17 protein-coding genes are annotated in these 16,700 nt (G+C 69.7%); 8 read left to right on the top strand and 9 right to left on the bottom strand.

Going from position 1 to position 16,700, the window contains the following annotated elements; translation table 11 throughout:
• Positions 1 to 84: 84 nt before the first annotated feature.
• From ACZ63D_RS16065 to ACZ63D_RS16025, 9 genes are all read right to left on the bottom strand, one after another.
• Complete coding sequence (locus ACZ63D_RS16065; RefSeq protein ID WP_465355068.1) at positions 85 to 1,905, bottom strand: phosphoenolpyruvate carboxykinase (GTP); 1,821 nt, start codon at positions 1,903 to 1,905, stop codon at positions 85 to 87.
• 401 nt (positions 1,906 to 2,306) lie between these two features.
• Positions 2,307 to 3,002 carry a hypothetical protein gene (locus tag ACZ63D_RS16060; protein WP_465355067.1) on the bottom strand — a complete coding sequence of 232 codons (696 nt, stop codon included), beginning with the start codon at positions 3,000 to 3,002 and terminating at the stop codon, positions 2,307 to 2,309.
• A 100-nt stretch (positions 3,003 to 3,102) separates the two neighbouring features.
• Positions 3,103 to 3,657: a hypothetical protein gene (locus tag ACZ63D_RS16055; protein ID WP_465355066.1), complete on the bottom strand. Its 555-nt coding sequence runs from the start codon at positions 3,655 to 3,657 to the stop codon at positions 3,103 to 3,105.
• Between the two features lie 7 nt (positions 3,658 to 3,664).
• Positions 3,665 to 5,491 (bottom strand): dynamin family protein, encoded by a 1,827-nt coding sequence (locus ACZ63D_RS16050; protein ID WP_465355065.1) that lies wholly within the window; start codon positions 5,489 to 5,491, stop codon positions 3,665 to 3,667.
• The gene (grpE, locus tag ACZ63D_RS16045; RefSeq protein WP_465355064.1) at positions 5,488 to 5,952 is read right to left on the bottom strand and encodes a nucleotide exchange factor GrpE; all 465 of its coding nucleotides are present in this window, start codon (positions 5,950 to 5,952) and stop codon (positions 5,488 to 5,490) included. Before grpE ends, ACZ63D_RS16050 begins: the two co-directional genes overlap by 4 nt.
• Before the next feature lie 69 nt (positions 5,953 to 6,021).
• Positions 6,022 to 6,624, bottom strand: coding sequence for a TetR/AcrR family transcriptional regulator (locus ACZ63D_RS16040; protein ID WP_465355063.1), 603 nt, complete (start codon positions 6,622 to 6,624; stop codon positions 6,022 to 6,024).
• A gap of 7 nt (positions 6,625 to 6,631) precedes the next feature.
• Positions 6,632 to 7,111, bottom strand: coding sequence for a YqeB family protein (locus ACZ63D_RS16035; protein WP_465355062.1), 480 nt, complete (start codon positions 7,109 to 7,111; stop codon positions 6,632 to 6,634).
• Between the two features lie 82 nt (positions 7,112 to 7,193).
• A complete protein-coding gene (locus ACZ63D_RS16030; RefSeq protein WP_465355061.1) occupies positions 7,194 to 7,787 on the bottom strand; it encodes a hypothetical protein in 594 nt (197 codons plus the stop codon).
• A 32-nt stretch (positions 7,788 to 7,819) separates the two neighbouring features.
• Positions 7,820 to 9,364 (bottom strand): dynamin family protein, encoded by a 1,545-nt coding sequence (locus tag ACZ63D_RS16025; RefSeq protein WP_465355060.1) that lies wholly within the window; start codon positions 9,362 to 9,364, stop codon positions 7,820 to 7,822.
• A gap of 166 nt (positions 9,365 to 9,530) precedes the next feature.
• On the opposite strand from ACZ63D_RS16025, the gene ACZ63D_RS16020 reads away from it, so the two are divergent.
• The 8 genes from ACZ63D_RS16020 to trmB all read left to right on the top strand — a co-directional run bounded on the left by ACZ63D_RS16020 (position 9,531) and on the right by trmB (position 16,600).
• Positions 9,531 to 10,751: a sensor histidine kinase gene (locus tag ACZ63D_RS16020; protein WP_465355556.1), complete on the top strand. Its 1,221-nt coding sequence runs from the start codon at positions 9,531 to 9,533 to the stop codon at positions 10,749 to 10,751.
• Complete coding sequence (locus tag ACZ63D_RS16015) at positions 10,748 to 11,404, top strand: response regulator (protein WP_009085178.1); 657 nt, start codon at positions 10,748 to 10,750, stop codon at positions 11,402 to 11,404. The genes ACZ63D_RS16020 and ACZ63D_RS16015 overlap by 4 nt, the downstream gene beginning before the upstream one ends.
• Positions 11,405 to 11,651: 247 nt before the next feature.
• A complete protein-coding gene (locus ACZ63D_RS16010; RefSeq protein ID WP_465355059.1) occupies positions 11,652 to 12,587 on the top strand; it encodes an ABC transporter ATP-binding protein in 936 nt (311 codons plus the stop codon).
• Positions 12,588 to 12,615: 28 nt separating this feature from the next.
• Positions 12,616 to 13,356 carry an ABC transporter permease gene (locus ACZ63D_RS16005; RefSeq protein WP_465355058.1) on the top strand — a complete coding sequence of 247 codons (741 nt, stop codon included), beginning with the start codon at positions 12,616 to 12,618 and terminating at the stop codon, positions 13,354 to 13,356.
• 153 nt (positions 13,357 to 13,509) lie between these two features.
• Entirely contained in the window at positions 13,510 to 14,418 is a 909-nt protein-coding gene (locus tag ACZ63D_RS16000; RefSeq protein WP_465355057.1) for an ABC transporter ATP-binding protein, read from the top strand.
• Positions 14,415 to 15,158: a hypothetical protein gene (locus ACZ63D_RS15995; protein WP_465355056.1), complete on the top strand. Its 744-nt coding sequence runs from the start codon at positions 14,415 to 14,417 to the stop codon at positions 15,156 to 15,158. The genes ACZ63D_RS16000 and ACZ63D_RS15995 overlap by 4 nt, the downstream gene beginning before the upstream one ends.
• A 219-nt stretch (positions 15,159 to 15,377) precedes the next feature.
• Entirely contained in the window at positions 15,378 to 15,872 is a 495-nt protein-coding gene (locus ACZ63D_RS15990; protein WP_465355555.1) for a hypothetical protein, read from the top strand.
• Between the two features lie 20 nt (positions 15,873 to 15,892).
• Entirely contained in the window at positions 15,893 to 16,600 is a 708-nt protein-coding gene (trmB, locus tag ACZ63D_RS15985; RefSeq protein WP_465355055.1) for a tRNA (guanosine(46)-N7)-methyltransferase TrmB, read from the top strand.
• Positions 16,601 to 16,700: the final 100 nt, after the last annotated feature.

Below are 16,700 nucleotides of genomic sequence, written 5' to 3'. Positions count from 1 at the left end.
GTCCACGCTACCGTTTCCCGCACACCAAGAAGGGGACGCCCGCGCCCGGCGCGAACGTCCCCTTCCTACGGCAATGCGGCGGCGTCAGCCGAGCCGCTGCGCCAGCGCGTCAAGCTCGTCGCGCAGCGAGGACGGCACCTCGCCGATCTTCGCGAACCACTCCTCGATGAGCGGCAGCTCCTCGCGCCACTCCTCGTTGCGCACCTCCAGCGCGGCCTGGATGTCCTCGACCGGCTCGGACAGGCCCTCGAGGTCGAGATCCTCGGCCTTGGGCACGAACCCGATCGGCGTCTCGACCGCGTTGGCTTTGCCCTCGACGCGCTCGAGCACCCACTTGAGCACGCGCGAGTTCTCGCTGAAGCCCGGCCACAGGAAGCGGCCGTCGTCGCCGCGACGGAACCAGTTGACGTAGAAGATCTTCGGCAGCTTGTTCGCGTCGGCGTTCTTGCCCAGGTCCAGCCAGTGCTTGAAGTAGTCGCCGGCGTGGTAGCCGAGGAACGGCAGCATCGCCATCGGGTCGCGGCGCACGTTGCCGACCGCGCCGACCGCCGCGGCGGTGGTCTCCGACGACATGGTCGCGCCCATGAACACGCCGTGCTGCCAGTCGCGGGCCTGGTTCACCAGCGGCACCGTGGTCTTGCGCCGACCGCCGAACAGGATCGCCGAGATCGGCACGCCCTTCGGGTCGTCCCACTCCGGCGCGAGGATCGGGCACTGCGACATCGGCACGCAGTAGCGCGAGTTCGGGTGGGCGGCCTTCTCTTCCGAGTCGGGCGTCCAGTCCTGGTGCTTCCACGAGGTGGCGTGCGCGGGCGTGTTCTCCATGCCCTCCCACCACACGTCGCCGTCGTCGGTGAGCGCCACGTTCGTGAAGACCGTGTTGCCCTTCTCGATGGTGCGCATGGCGTTCGGGTTGGTGTGGTTGTCGGTGCCCGGGGCGACGCCGAAGAAGCCGAACTCCGGGTTCACCGCGTACAGCCGGCCGTCCTCGCCGAAGCGCATCCACGCGATGTCGTCGCCGAGGGTCTCCGCGCGCCAACCGGGGATGGTCGGCTGCAGCATGGCGAGGTTGGTCTTGCCGCAGGCGCTCGGGAACGCCGCCGCGACATAGTGGACCTTGTCCTCGGGCGAGATCAGCTTGAGGATCAGCATGTGCTCGGCGAGCCAGCCCTCGTCCCGGGCGATGACCGAGCCGATGCGCAGCGAGTAGCACTTCTTGCCCAGCAAGGAGTTGCCGCCGTAGCCAGAGCCGTAGCTCCAGATCAGCCGCTCCTCCGGGAAGTGCGAGATGTACTTGGTTTCGTTGCACGGCCAGGCGACGTCCTTCTCGCCCGGGGCCAGCGGCTTGCCGACCGAGTGCAGCGCGGGCACGAATTCGCGCTCCGAACCGTCCGGCGCGATGAACTTGTCCAGCGCGGCCTTTCCGGCGCGGGTCATCACGCGCATCGACGCGACGACGTAGGCGAAGTCGGTGATTTCGATGCCCAGCTTGGGGTTTTCGTCGCCGAGCGGGCCCATGCAGAACGGGATGACGTACATCGTGCGGCCGGCCATGCAGCCGCGGTACAGCTCCGTCATGGTGGCCTTCATCTCGGCCGGGTCGACCCAGTTGTTCGTCGGGCCCGCGTCCTTCTCCTCTTTGGAGCAGATGAAGGTGCGGTCCTCGACCCGTGCGACGTCGCCGGGGTCCGAGGTGGCCCAGTAGGAGTTCGGCTTCGCGTCCAGCTTCACGAAGGTGCCGGCGTCGACCAGCTCCTGGTTGATCCGGGCGGCTTCCTCGTCAGACCCGTCGACCCACACCACGCGGTCCGGGGTGGTCAGCTCGGCGACCTCCCGGACCCAGGACAGCACGCCACTGTGCGTCGTCGGCGCTGTGTCCAGTCCGGGGATGGCGACTGCGGTCATCTCTACTCCTGACTTCCGACGACAAAAGAGCCCACACCGCGAACGACAGTGTTCTTGGTGCGGGCTTCGTTGCCGGCGACCGAATGGCTTCGCACACCGGCGGAAGACCGGTGTGCGGGTTTTGGGATTCCCCGACTGTAGCCGGATGGACGGCAGGTAACCGAGAGCTGACCTGTCGGTTCTCTCACAAGAACGATAAGGGAATCGATTCAGTTTCACCGGAACGGGCCAGCGCCGAAAATCTTTCCGCGTGGCCCGCGTCGCATTCGTGCCGGATGCCGGGAGCCGGGCTGAGCAGTCCTGATCTTGATCCAGTGCCGCCGGTCACCCGGGGTCCCGGAAACGCCGAACGGGCCCGGCGCGTGGCCGGGCCCGTTCGGGTGTCGTCAGTTACCGAGCGCTCAGTTGGGGCTGATCCACTGCCCGGTTCCGCTGTCGATCCTCGCGACGCCGCTGAGCAGCTGGGCGCCCTCGCCGCCCCAGGCCGAGTCGCTCCCGGGGTCGGCCGCGGCCGCGTGGTTCCCGCTTCCGCCGTCGGTCTCGGTCCACTGGCCGTGGCCGGTGTGCTCGAAGGTGTGGGTGGAGCCGTCCGCGCCGACCTGCACCGCGACGTCGGCCTGGCCGTCGCCGTTGGTGTCGGTGAAGGCGATCGTGCCGCCGGACTTCGTCTCGACCACCGCGGTGTCGTTGTGCCCGTCGTGGTCGGTGTCGATGGTGGCGACCCCGGCGTCGACGTCGCCGTCCGGAAGGTCGGCGTGGATGTGCCCGGCGGTCGAGGTGTCCTGCGAATGCGTGTCCGTGCCGTCGGACTGGCCATGGCCGGATTCGACCCAGCTGCCGCTCTGCTCGTCGTAAACCGCCTGGTCCACGACGTGGCCGGTCGAGTCGAGCACCGCGTAGTGGTCGGCCACGCCGTCGTGGTTGGTGTCGGCGAACGCCTGCGCGGTGCCGTCGTCGTGCTCGACGACCGCGGTGTCGGCGACCCCGTCGTGGTCGCTGTCGTAGTTGACCTCGGCCTGGTACTCCTGGCCGTCGACGTGGACGGTCAAGGCCTCGTGGCCCGTCGCGTCAGTGCCGCCGCTTTCGTCGACCCACATGGGTTGGTCCCCCTTAGTGCACCGGGTCTGCCGCTGGTTTCTCGCTCGGTATGACTCACGTTAGGCCGGTTCGGTTCCCGTCCACAAGCCGATCTCCCGCTCACGGCGGCAGGTCGGCGGGAAGGCCGCGGCCGGTGACGAAGACGCACCACCTGCCCGCGTCGTCGTGGGTCAATCCCAGCCGGACCGTCGCCGGACCGTGCCCCGCCCTGCTGACCTGGACCTCGTAGTACGCCCAGTTGTACGGCGTGTCGAGTTTCTTGCCGAGCTGGATCCGGACGTCGTCCTCGGCGAAACCGTCTGCTGCCTCCGTCGCCGGGAACTCAGTGGAGGGGTGGCAGTTGACGTTCTGCAGGCCGATCGGGTCTCGGTTGTTGACCGCGTCGACGTAAACCTGGACGACCGCGTCGGGACCGCCTGCCGGACGATGCACCTCGACACTGTGGTCGGTCGTGACGGCGAAGATCGCGAAACCGCCGCCGCCGAGCAGCACCACGGCGCCGAGACAGATCCCGATGATGAGCCCGACCCGGCGTTTCTTCGGCGGCGCGGGCGGTTGCCACTGCTGCGGCGGCGGACCGCCCCACTGCGGGTTTGGCGGCACGCCCCACTGCGGAGGTTGCGGCCCAGGCGGAGATCCAGGTCCGTACGTCACCGGCTGATCATGCCCGGTCGCGCACCGTGCGGATGCGGGAAAGCAGCGTTTCGGCCCGCGTATGGCCCTCGGTCACGTCCTTGAGGCGTTTCGAGACGATCGCGATCTTCTTCGCCCGCTCCTGCGCGCTCATCTTGATCGTCTGGTCCACCTCCTTGAGCTCCGCCTCGATCGCCTCGATGCGGCGGCCCAATGCCTCGTCGAGGGCGAGCGACAGCTGCTGTTCGGCCTCGATGAGCTGTTCGGCGATCAGCTGGTCGAGCGTCGAGCGGGCGTCGGCGATGGCTTCGACCAGCCATTGCTTGAGGTGCTGCTTGTCGGCGGCGTGTTTGCGGGTGCGGGCCATCCACCAGCCCGCGCCGAGGCCGATCACGATCGTCGCCGGGAGCACGACCGGGTTGAGGATCGCGACCCCGGCCAGCGGCAGCGCGGCGATCTTCCCCGCGCCGACGCCGCCGGAAATACCCATGAACACCAGCAGTTTGTCTTCGGCGGTCGGCGGTTTCTTGTCCGGTGGGCGCAGCACGACCGGTGGGCCGCCGGCGCGCGCGAACTGCGCGCGGATCACGTCGAGTTCCTCGGCGGAGAACAGTTCCGAGAGCGCGGTGTTCGTGACCTGGTTCAGCCGTTGCGACAGCTGCATCGACACTCGCTGCGACGCGGTCTGCAGCGCGATGTCGACTTCCTGCGGCAGCGCGGCCAGTTCGTCGCGCTTGGCCGCGTCGATGCGCTGGCGAAAATGCGCCTGCGCTTCGCGCATTTCGCGGCTGCTCTCGTGGCCGACCTCGACCCGCGTGCGCTGGATTTCGCCGCGCAAGCGCAGCTGCCAGCCCCGGGTGGACGTGCGGCGTTGCGACTGGAGATCGTCGCGGCGGGCGCGGAGTTGTTCGGCTTCGGCTTCCCCGGCGGACAGGGCACGGCTTTCGGCTTGCAGCTTCGCCTTGATCCCGGCCAGCGCGCTCGACAGCGAGCGGAGGGTGTTGGCTTCGGCGAGCATGATCGACCGGCCGACCAGCAATTCCTGCAGCGCGACCTGCACCGCGGCGATGCCGGACTTCTCCCGCAGCATGGCGGCGACCTGCTCGTTCGGTGCCTTCGCCGCGCTCTCGAACACGCGCGCCGACACCGGATGGAAGACCGCGTCAGCGAAGCGCGGCGCGTGTTCGGCGAGCAGTTGCCGGTTGGCTTCCAGGATTTCGCGCCAGCCGCGGAACGCGTCGGTTTTGGCCAGCACGAAGACAACCGTCTCGACGCGGTCCGCGACCTCGCGCAGGAATTGCAGTTCAGTGGAGGTGAACGGGGCCGACGCGTCGACCACGAACACCAGCGCGGTCGCGCCCGCGGCGGCTTCCTTCGCCAGTTCGCCGTGCAGCGAATCGAGCCCGCCGACACCCGGAGTGTCGACCAGGGTCAGCCGTTCCAGCAGCGGGACCGGGCCGGAGACCTCGACGTAGCGCGGCGGCAGCTGTCCTGGCGGCAGCTCGTGCGCGGCGGACACCCAGTCGACCAGCTGTGCCAGGTCGAACGGCACCGACGCCAGCTGACCGGGGTAGCAGGCCTGCGCGCCCCACTGCGGCGCGTGCTCGAACACGAGATAGGTCGCGGTGGCCACGTCAGCGTCCACAGGGGACAGTCCCGGGGTCGCGAGCAGGGCGTTGACCAGCGAACTCTTCCCGCGGTTCGTCTCGCCGACGACCACCACGGACGGTTTCTCCGAACGGGCCTTGCGCTGGTCCTCGACCCATTTGGCGGCCTGCGGATCAGCCTCGCGGACAACGCTGAGCAGCTGTTCGCGAGCGGCCTGGACCTGAGCGGGGAGCGTCGGTGCGGTCACTGCGCCCGCTTCGCGTAGACGGTGACGATCGGCGCGCGCAACAGCCGTTCCTGATCGGCGAACCCGACCACCTCGGTCTCCGCGACGATGCCTTCCAGCTCTGGATCGTCGGTGGGCACGGCCCCGCCCGCTTCGTGGCGCGCCGGGTCGAACCGCTCGCCTTCGGCGCGCAACGCGGTGACGCCGATGGCGGCGAGCCCGTGTTCGAGCCGTTCCACGACGCCGCTGCTGCGGGCGCGGTCCAGCGCGTACAGGCAGAGCTGGATGAGCGCCTGCCGGTCGGAAAGCGCGCGTTCGAGGTCACCCGGGGCAGCTACGAGGTCCACATCGGGATCCGACGCATCCGCCGCGGCGGCGGTTCCGTCCGCCTCGGCGATGATCCGCGCGAGGGCGTCCGCGCTGATCTCGCCGGTCGGCGCTTCCGCCGCGTCGCCGGCTTCCTCGTGGCCGAACCACGCCATCTGGACCCTCCCCTGGCCGTCCGGGTGATTTCACCAGTTTGCGGCACCGCGCCGCGCGGCGGGGGCCGATCACTCAGACGGGCCGAGAATCCGCGTCAGCAGCTGCCGCAGCACCGCCTGCTCGTGCTCGACGTCCAGGTCGGGATCGAGGCTCGCGCGGGAAAGCAGGGCGTCGACCAGCGCGACGACCCAGTTGCCCGCGTCGGCCGGGGACAGCATGGGGGACAACCGGCCGGTCCGGACGCCGCGCTCGATCAAGCCCGCGAGACCGATCCGCATCCGGTCGTCGCTGCCGCGGATCAGCTCATTGAACTCCGGATCGCGCGCGGCCTGCGCGGCCGCTTCGAGGATCAGCCGCACGACGCCGGGCAGCACGATCGCCGCCGACATCCGCTCGACCACGGCGAGCACGGCTTCCCACGGGTCGGCCATTTCCGCCGCGGCGGCGAGCAGTTCCTCGTTTTCGGTGGTGTCCGCCTCGAAAATGCCGACGAAGACCGCACGTTTGCTAGGGAAGTAGTGGAACAGGCTGCCGGAGCTGATCCCGGCGGCGCGGCAGATGTCGGCGGTGGAGGTTTTTTCGAAGCCGTCCCGGGCGAAGCACCCCGCTGCCGCGTCGAGAATCGCGCGTCGTTTCGCCGCGTGCTTCTCCGGGTCGACCGTCCTCACCACGGGGACATCATCGCTCAGGCGGCGGTTCGTCGAGCCACGGGCGGCCGTGTGCGGTGAACGCTTCGGCCAGCTGCTTGCGGGGCAGGTCCGTCTTCTCCCTGGCGATTTCCCGGTCGTTCTCGCCGAGCAGCACGAGCTTGCCGTCGTCGAAGAACGCGGCGGTGAGGGGAGTGTCGATGCGCCGGCGCCGCTCGCGTCGTTCGAGCGTGACGCGCGTGGCGGACACCGTGACGATCAGCCGGTCCCACGCCCAGAACCAGGCGAACGCGACCCCGAGCAGCAGGCCGACGACTACCGCGCCGATCAGCCGCCACGGCTGCGGCAGCGCGTGCAGCAGCCGGAACGGACCCTGCACCGGGAACCACGGCAGCGACACGATCCAATCGGCGAGCGCCTGTGCGCCCCAGCCCAGCAACGCCCCGCCGACGGGGCAGGCCAGCCAGGATCCGCGGCGCAGCCACGCCGGTTCGTCGACCACTGTCTCCATGCCGATCATTATTAGACCGAGCACTCGGTTTATCAATCTCGGGGTGCGCTAAACCCTGTTCGCAAACGTTTGCGCGGGAGTTTCAGGCGAGTTCGCGGATCAGCGAGCGCATCGCCTCGTCCAGCGCGGGCACGTCCGCGGCCAGCCGGGACGACACCAGCAGCTGGTGTTCCGCCGTCCGCAGCCACACCCGGCCCGCGACCGGGATCTCCAGCACCGACAGCCGGAACGGCCGGGCGCGGCGGCCCAGCTCCACCTCGGTTTCGCGGACCAGCCTGCCCAACCGTTCCCCGGCGAGGATCTGGCGGCGGTGGAAGCCGGACGAGACCGGGCGGCGGGCCACCGCGAAGTGTTCGGCGGCGGCCGGGGCGAAATGCTGGGCCGCGAGGTCGATCGCCGAACCGTCGCCGGGAGCTGGGCTTGTCCGGCGGGTGCGCCCGGAGCCGCGTTCGCGCAGGAAGGTCAGCAGGCCGTTCCACCACGGTTCCCACTGCGCTTGCACCGCCGCGCGGTCGAGGGCGGGCGGGACGTGCACGGGCACGGCGGGTTCGACGGGTGGCAGCAGCTGGCCGTCGGCGACCGAGAGCGCGAGCACGTCCCGGAGGAACAACGCCACGTCGACGTCGTGGTCGCTCCCCCAGTAAACCCGCCACGAGGTGGTGTCCTCCAGCCGCACGACATTCAGCCTACGCGTCGCGGGCGAGTTGTTTACTGTTCGCGAATCTGTTGCCAGATCAGGAAATAGGCGCGGTGCACGACGTGGGCCACGCGGCTTTGCGCTGGAGTCGCGCCGAAAGACGCGAAGGAACGCCACCAGCCGGCGCGTTCCAGCGCGTGCGCCGCCAGCTCCGGTCGCGAGGCTCCGGGAAGGCCGAGCTGCGCGCCGATATCGGCGTTGCTTCCGACCCGCAGCACCTCTTCGGCCAGGTCTTCCGGCATTTCGACGGCACCGGACGCGACGAGCGTCAACGCTTCCAGCAACCGCAGCTGATGCGCTTCCGGGCGGGCCAGCAACACCTCGATCGCGTCGTGCACGCGCTGCCGTTCGCCCGGGTCGCCGGACGCGTGCGCCAGCGCGGTCACCGACGCCAGCGCGGCCGCGGCCTTGATTCCGTCCGCGCGCGCGGCGAAGACGATCGACAGCCTGCGGCGGACCGCGTCGAGGCCGGAGATGTCGAGAAGCTTGCGGCGCAACGCTCCCGCGGTGATCTCCGGTTCCGCGCGGATCGCGTCGACCGCGCAGCGGATTCCGAAGAGATCGAGCTTCTCCAGCAGCCGCAACCGAATCCCGGCCGGGACTTCGCATTCCCAGCTGGTGAAGATGTCGGCCGCGATGAGCATCGTTTCGAGGATGTCGTCGTCGAGGGCGGCGAGCTGGCCGAGCGCTTCGGCGTCGGCCGAGGTGAACCCGCCGGACTCGGCCGATTCGGCGATCAGGCCGATCACCGGCAGCACGTCCGCGACCCGTGGTTTCAACGTCGCGGCCTGCTTCTCCGCGAGCAGTTGAGCGGCTTTCCAGACGTCCCCACCGGAGCCTTCGACAGATTCCGCGACGATCGTGTCCGCCTTGTTCAACACTGCGATCGCGTTGACCGGCCCGGCTTCGCGGCTCGCGGTCGCAGCAGTGAACGCGGCTAGCGCCTGCTGGTCGTCCGCGCGCACGCCCTGCGTCACCACGTACAGCACGGCCTCCGCACCCGCGACGGCGTTGCGCGAGGTGTCGTCGAGGTCGTCGGAGCCCTCGTCCTGCTCGGCCGCGCCCAGCAGTTGCTCGGTCCGCGAAACCGACGCCGCGTCCAGCGAACCGAGGCCGGGAGTGTCGATCACCGTCATGTCCTGCAGCACCGCGTTGGTCAGGTACGCCTCAAGGTGCGAGACCTCGGAGATGTCGACCCCCAGCTCGGCCGGGATCGACCCGTCCGCGGCGAAGGGCAGCACCTGCTTGCGGCCGTCGAGGAATACCACCTCGACCCGGTCGACGGTGCCGTACTGGAACCGCGTGACCAACCGGGTGCACTCGCCGACGTCGGTGGGCGCGACGAGCCGCCCGATCAGCGCGTTGACCAGCGTCGACTTACCCGATTTGATCCGGCCGGCGACCGCCACCTGCAGCGGCGCGCCGAGCCTGCGGAGCACCTCGGCGAACCCGGCGGCGGTGCGCGGGGACACCTGGGACCGCAGCCGGTGGCACAGCTCCGCCACCGACGCGGACAGTGGGCCGGCGAGCCTTCCCCGTTCCGCCGCTGCCGTCACCGCCCCGGCCCCCTTCCGGCTCGTGCACTCACCCGTGCGGGAATCGTCGCATGCCGGTCATCCTTCGGTCGCACCGAAGGTGCTACCCGCGACCGACGCGGCCGCCCGCGCCGCGACCTACTGTGGAAAGGTGCGACGGCTCAGCCTGTGGATGCGTGCCCACCCGATGGTGGGGGACTCGCTGCTCGCGCTGTTCCTCGCGGCCTTCGACATCCTGGTGTTCGCCAGCGGCGGCGTCGATCTCGATGTGCCCGGCCCCGAGTGGTACGTCGCGATCCCGATCGACCTCGCCGTGGTCGCCCCGCTCGTGTTCCGCCGCAAACGGCCGCTGCTCGCCGCGTACACCGCCTATGTCATCTCCTACGCGCACAGCACGCTGAACCTGGGAGTATCCGGCCTGGCCGCGCTCGCGATCAGCCTTTACTCGGTCCAGGTCTACGTCGGTCGCAAACAGGGGCTGATCTACGGCGGCGCGTTCGTGGTGGCCATGGTCGTCACCGCGATCGTCAATCCCGAGCCGTCGATGGCGGCCCAGCTGCTGTTCAGCGCCTTCACCATCGCCTTCTGCTGGCTGCTCGGCGAATTCATGTACGCCCGCCGCGCCTACCAGCGCGAACTGGAGGCCCGGTTGCACCTGCTGGAGACCGAACGCGACCAGGCCGCGCGCATCGCGGTGGCCGAGGAGCGCGGCCGGATCGCCCGGGAACTGCACGACGTGGTGGCGCATTCGGTGAGCGTGATGGTCGTGCAGGCCGACGGCGCGGCGCTCGCCCTCAAATCCAATCCGGAACTCGCCGGACGTGCGCTGGGGACGATCTCCGAAACCGGCCGCGGCGCGCTCGGCGAACTGCGCCGCCTGCTGGACGTGCTGCGCAACGACCGCGGCGACGACGAACCTCGGGTGCCGCAGCCGGACGCGACCGCGCTGGGCGATCTCGCCGAACGGATGCGCACCGCGGGCGTACCGGTGGACCTCTCCCTCGGCGACGGGCTGGACCAGTTGCCCGCCGGCGTGTCGCTCGGGATCTACCGGATCGTCCAGGAATCGCTCACCAACACGCTCAAGCACGCCGGGGCCGGAGCACACGCCGCGGTGCGGGTGCAGCGGATCGGCGACCAGGTCGAGGTGCTCGTGCGCGACGACGGCGCGGGCCGGGCCCGGCGGCTCGAACAGGTCGGCGCGGGCGGAAGTTCCAGCATGGCTGGATCTTCCGGGACGGCCGGGACGGCTCGGCAACCAGCGCCGCGGCTGTCGGTCGCGGGCGGGAACGGGCTGATCGGGATGCGGGAGCGGGCGAACGTGTACGGCGGAACATTGGAGGTCGGCCCCGCCGAGGGCGGTGGCTGGCAGGTGCGAGCGGTGCTGCCGGTTAGGTTGAACTCGTGATCCGAGTGGTGGTCGTCGACGACCAGGAACTGATGCGCGTCGGGTTCCGGATGGTGCTGGGCGCGCAGGCCGACATCGACGTGGTCGGCGAGGCGGGCGACGGCGCGCAGGCCGTGCGGATGGCCGCCGAACTGCGGCCGGACGTCGTGCTGATGGACGTGCGGATGCCGGTCCTCGACGGCGTCGAGGCGACGAAACAGATCGTCGCGGCGGGCACCGCGCGGGTGCTCGTGATGACCACCTTCGACCTCGACGAGTACGTCTACGCCGCCCTGCAGGGCGGCGCGTCCGGCTTCCTGCTCAAGGACACCCAGCCGGACTACCTGGTGTCCGCGCTGCGTTCGGTGGCCGACGGCGACGCGGTGATGTCGCCCTCGGTCACGCGCAGGCTGCTCGACCGGTTCGTCGGCTCCGGCGGTTCGGAAATGCGCGATCCGGCCGAACTCGACGTGCTGACCGACCGCGAACGCGAGGTGCTCGTGCTGATCGCGAAAGGCATGTCGAACGTCGAGATCGCCGAGACGTTATTCCTTTCCGAGGCCACGGTGAAAACGCACGTCGGGCGGATCCTGTCCAAGCTCGACCTGCGCGACCGCGTGCAGGCGGTCGTCCTCGCCTACGAAACCGGCCTCGCCCGGCCGGGGATCGGCTGAACCGTCCCATTCGGACACTGTCCACACCGGACCCCGCGGCGGAATTCGCAGCGGATTTCGCAGCGGGGACCGCGGCCGTCCGGCAAAGTTCAGGGTCGCCTCAGGGGCATCCCCCATCGCGCTCCGCCTCGCGACACGATTGAGTACTACTCAGGTCGGGTAGCCGGTTCGGTCCACAGGATGACGCGAAAACGCGCGCGCTGGGACAGGATGAATTCCGTCAGCACCGCCGTAGAGGGAGCAGGGGATGATCGAGGCAACAGGTCTCACCAAGCGTTACGGGAGCACGCTCGCGGTGAACAACCTGTCGTTCAGCGTGGCAGCGGGGAAGGTCACCGGGTTCCTCGGCCCGAACGGCGCCGGCAAGTCCACCACCATGCGCATGATCCTCGGACTGGACAACCCGACCGCGGGCCAGGTCCGGATCGGCGGGAAGCTCTATCACGAACTGAAAGACCCGCTGCGCACGGTCGGCGCGCTGCTCGACGCGAAATGGGTGCATCCCAACCGCTCGGCGCGGGCGCACCTGCAGTGGATGGCCCGGTCCAACCGGATCCCGGCGGCGCGGGTGGAGGAGGTGCTCGACACGGTCGGGCTCACCAGCGTCGCGGGCAAGCGGGCGGGCGGGTTCTCGCTCGGCATGTCGCAGCGGCTGGGGATCGCCGCCGCGCTGCTCGGCGACCCGGAGGTGCTGCTGTTCGACGAGCCGGTGAACGGCCTCGACCCGGAGGGCATCCTCTGGATCCGCAAGTTCATGCAGCGGCTCGCCGCCGAGGGCCGGACCGTCTTCGTGTCGAGCCACCTGCTTTCCGAGATGGCGCTCACCGCGACCGATCTCGTGGTCATCGGCAAGGGCCAGCTGATCGCGCAGTCCACCACTGAGGAATTCGTGGCGCGGGCCGCGGAGAACACCGTGAAGGTGCGCTCGCCGCAGCTTCCGGCGCTGCGTCAGCAGTTGATCTCCGCGAGCGCACAGGTCACCGATGCCGGCGAGGCGCTCATTGTGTCCGGAATGGACAGTGCGAAGATCGGCGAGATCGCCGCCTCGGCGAACGTCGTACTGCACGAGCTGAGCCCGCAGACCGGCTCGCTCGAACAAGCCTTCATGCAGATCACCGGCGACTCCGTCGAGTACCACACCGGACTCGAAGCTGAGGCGCAGCAGGCCGCGGCCATCCGCTGACCACACTCTCGTTGGGAAGAGAAAAATCATGACTTTGCTCGCGGTCGAACGCATCAAGCTCTTCACCACCCGGTCGCCGTGGTGGTGCGCCGTCATCGCGCTCGCACTCACCATCGGATTCGCCGGGCTCATGGCCAGCGCGCTGCCGAGCGGGGAGACGATCTCGGTCGCCGACACCCAGGTCGGGCACCAGTTCGGCATCGCGGTGATCATGGTGCTGGCGGCGCTGGCGGTCACCACCGAGTACCGCTTCGGCACGATCCGCACCACATTCCAGGCGGTGCCGCACCGCGGCAGCGTGCTCGTCGCGAAGGCCACCGTCGTCGCGCTGCTGTCGTTCGTGATCGGCGAGATCGCCGCCTTCGCCTCGTGGGGCCTCGGCTACGCGATCCGCCCGTCGGACTCGGCCGCGCTGCACACCTCCGCGGACTGGATCAACGTCGCCGGCATCGGCGTGGTGTTCGCCTTCGCTGCGGTCATCGCGGTCGCGGTCGGCACGCTGATCCGGCACAGCGCGGGCGCGCTTTCGCTGCTGCTGATCTACGTGCTGGCAGTGGAAAACCTCGTGCAGCTGATCCCGACCGTCGGCCCCAAGATCCACGACTGGATGCCGTTCACGGTCGCCGAGCGGTTCCTGGGCGGCACCCAGCACGGGCCGGGCGCGTCGGAAGCGCCGCTGTCGCAGTGGGGTTCGCTGGCCTACTTCGCCGGCGTGGCCGTGGTGCTGCTGGCCATCGCGATCGGCGTCGCGAAGAAGCGCGACGCGTAAAGACCCACAGGGAGTTCGGGCGAGTCAGGCGGGGGCCGGCGGAGCCGAACAGGGGAAAAAGGGGAAAAGGGGAACAAGATCCGGGTCGCCATTCGGGGGGCGGCCCGGATCTTTTCGTTTCGGTAGAGTTCGGCCCACGAGAAGGGGGACAGCGTGCTCGAAGCGACTGGACTCACCAAGTCCTACGGCGACACCGTCGCGGTCCGGGACCTGACGTTCACCGCGCGGGCCGGTCGCGTCACCGGATTCCTCGGCCCGAACGGGGCGGGGAAATCCACCACGATGCGGCTGCTGCTCGGGCTGGACGCGCCGACCGCGGGCACCGCGCACATCGAGGGCAAGCCGTACCGGCAGCTGTCCGATCCGCTGCGCACGGTCGGTGCGCTGCTCGACGCGACCTGGCGGCATCCAGGCCGCTCCGCTCGCCAGCATTTGCGGTTTCTCGCCGCGACGAACGGGCTGCCGGACCGGCGCGCGGACGAGGTGCTCGAACTCGTCGGGCTTTCCGCGGTGGCCGGCAAACGGGCGGGCGCCTTCTCGCTCGGCATGCTGCAGCGGCTCGGCATCGCGAGCGCGCTGCTCGGCGATCCGCGCGTGCTGCTGTTCGACGAACCGGTGAACGGCCTCGATCCCGAGGGCGTGCACTGGGTGCGCCAGCTGTTGCACGGGCTCGCCGCGGAAGGCCGCACGGTCTTCGTGTCGAGCCACCTGCTGCCGGAGATGGAGCAGACCGCGCAGGACCTCGTGGTGATCGGCCGCGGCCAGCTCATCTACCAGGGCACCATGGCCGATTTCGTGGCCCGCGCCGGTTCGCGCGGAGTCCGGGTGCGCACGCCGCACGCCGACGCGCTGCGCACCGCGCTCACCGAACGACGCGCGGTTTTCACCGAGGAATCCGGTGCGTTCCTGGTGTCCGAAATGGACAGTGACGCGATCGGCGAGCTCGCTTTCGCCGCGCGCGCCACGCTGCACGAGCTGAGCCCGCTGGCCGGATCGCTCGAGCACGCCTACCTCGAATTGACCGGCCAGGCGGCCGAATTCACCAGTGGAGGTGCGCGGTGAATCTGCTGCGGGCGGAACGGATCAAGCTTTTCAGCACGCGCGCGCCGTGGTGGTGCGCGCTGATCGCGGTGGCCGCGCCGATCGCGTTCACCGCGTTGTTCCTCGGGCTTTCCGGGGCCGAAATCACCGCGGACGTGAGCAATACTCAGCTCGCCACGAGCACCGGCCGCACGGTCGCGCTGGTGCTGGCGGTGCTCGCCGCGACGGCCGACTTCACCTGGGGCACGCTGCGGCTCACCTTCCAGGCCGTGCCGACGCGGACGCCTGTCCTGCTCGCCAAGGGCGCGGTGGTGCTCGTGGTCTGCGCGGTGCTCGGCCTGCTCGCCGGCGTCGGCTCGTGGGGGCTGGCGCATCTCGTGCGCCCGGACGCCGACCTCAGCCTGCATTCCGGGGCGGACTGGCGGATCGTGTTCGGGCAGACCCTGACCTTCGCGCTGACCGGCCTGCTCGGCGTCGGCGTCGGCCTGCTGCTGCGCAGTTCCGCGCTGGCGCTGGCGATCACGCTCGTGTGGACCCAGCTGGTCGAGGGCCTGGTGCTGCTGATCCCCAAGATCGGCAGCGACCTCTACCAGTGGATGCCGTTCTACGCGGCGTCGCAGTTCGCCGGTGGCGATTTCACCAGGACGACCCTGAAACTGTCGGCGCCTTTCGGGCCGTGGGGATATCTCGCGTATTTCGCCGCGATCAGCGTGGTGTTGTTCGCCGCGGGCGTGGCGACCGCGAATCGGCGGGACGCCTGACCTGCACGTGCACATTCCCGATTGCGCGGCGAGCATTCGGATTAAATTCACGTAAACCGGTGTGGCTTCTCTCACAGCGAGCGGACATACTGTCAGAAACCCACGGATATTCAACGCTAGAGCCCCGTCTCAGCTCTCCGGAGGTGAACCGTGACGGTGGACGTTGATCAGAATCTCGTTTCCCGCGACGCTGCGGTACCGACCCCTCGCCTCGAGCCGATGCTCGACCTCGAATGGTCCCAGGCGATCGAGCTGCCCCGGTTCGCGCTGCCCGCGACCCGGCCCGCGGAACTGCGCCAGGCGTGGGTGCATCGCGCCCCCGAGGACGCGGTGCTCGGGCTGTACCGGCGGGCGTGCGGAACCGACGACACGCTCCCCGCGCCGTGGTGGCTGCGCGCGGTCGCGAGCGGGCGGCTCGAATCGCGCGAACTCGGCTTCCGCATCGAGGACCGGGTGGCGCAGCTGCTCGGCAAGCGGATGGGCTGGGAATTCGTGCCCTGGGCGGCCGACGGCGAATCCGGGTATTGGGAGTTCATGCCGTCCGAACGCGGCAAGTCCGGCCATTCCATCCCGACGACGGTGCTGAACACCGACCGCCACGACGGCTGGATCGACGTTCTGCCCGCGCATTCCGCCCGAGCGCCGGAGCCGGTCGCGGTCGCCGGGCTCGCCGGACTGCGGTCGCGGCTCGGGGAGTTCGAAGCGGTCCGCTGACGCGCCCGTATGTTGTCCGGGTGGAAAACGAGGACCAGCCACGGCTGCGCAGCGTGGTCAGTTACGTCAAACGCGGCGGGCGGATGACCGTCGGCCAGCAGCGGGCCTGGGAAGAACACTGGCCGCGGCTCGGCCGGACGGTGTCCGACCTGCCCGAGGGCCCGGTCGACTTCACCGAGTGGTTCGGCCGGGAAGCGCCGGTCATGCTGGAGATCGGCTCCGGCATGGGCGAGACGACCTCGCAGCTGGCCGCCGCCGCGCCGGAGCTGAACTACGTGGCCGTCGAGGTGTACGACCCCGGGCTCGGGCAGCTGATGCTGCGCGCGGAAAAGCTGGGCGTGACGAACCTCCGGCTCATGCACGGCGACGCGGTGGTCCTGCTGACCGGCCACGTCGAACCCGGCACGCTGTCCGGCGTGCGGCTGTTCTTCCCGGACCCGTGGCCGAAGAAGCGCCACCACAAGCGGCGGATCGTGCAGCCGGAGTTCGTGGCGCTGATCGCTTCGCGGCTCGCGCCCGGCGGGACGTTCCACATGGCGACCGACTGGGAGCACTACGCCGAGCAGATGCTCGAGGTGTGCTCGGCGGAACCCGCGCTGCGGAACCGGTACGCCGACGAGCCCGGCGGCTGGGCGCCCCGGCCGGAGTGGCGGCCGGTGACGAAGTTCGAACAGCGGGCGGACCGCGAGGGGCGGGTTTCGCACGATCTGATCTTCGAGAAGCGCTGAACCGAAACTGACGAAGGGCCGTTGCCGGGTTCCCATCCCCGGCAACGGCCCTTCGCTTCCTTCACCCCCGGTGCCGCCCCTCCCCCGACGAGGGGCGGCG

The organism is Amycolatopsis sp. NPDC104775 (assembly GCF_055583325.1).
The sequence above is the reverse complement of the archived record's forward strand: the minus strand, read 5'-3'. Positions and strand labels throughout refer to the sequence as shown.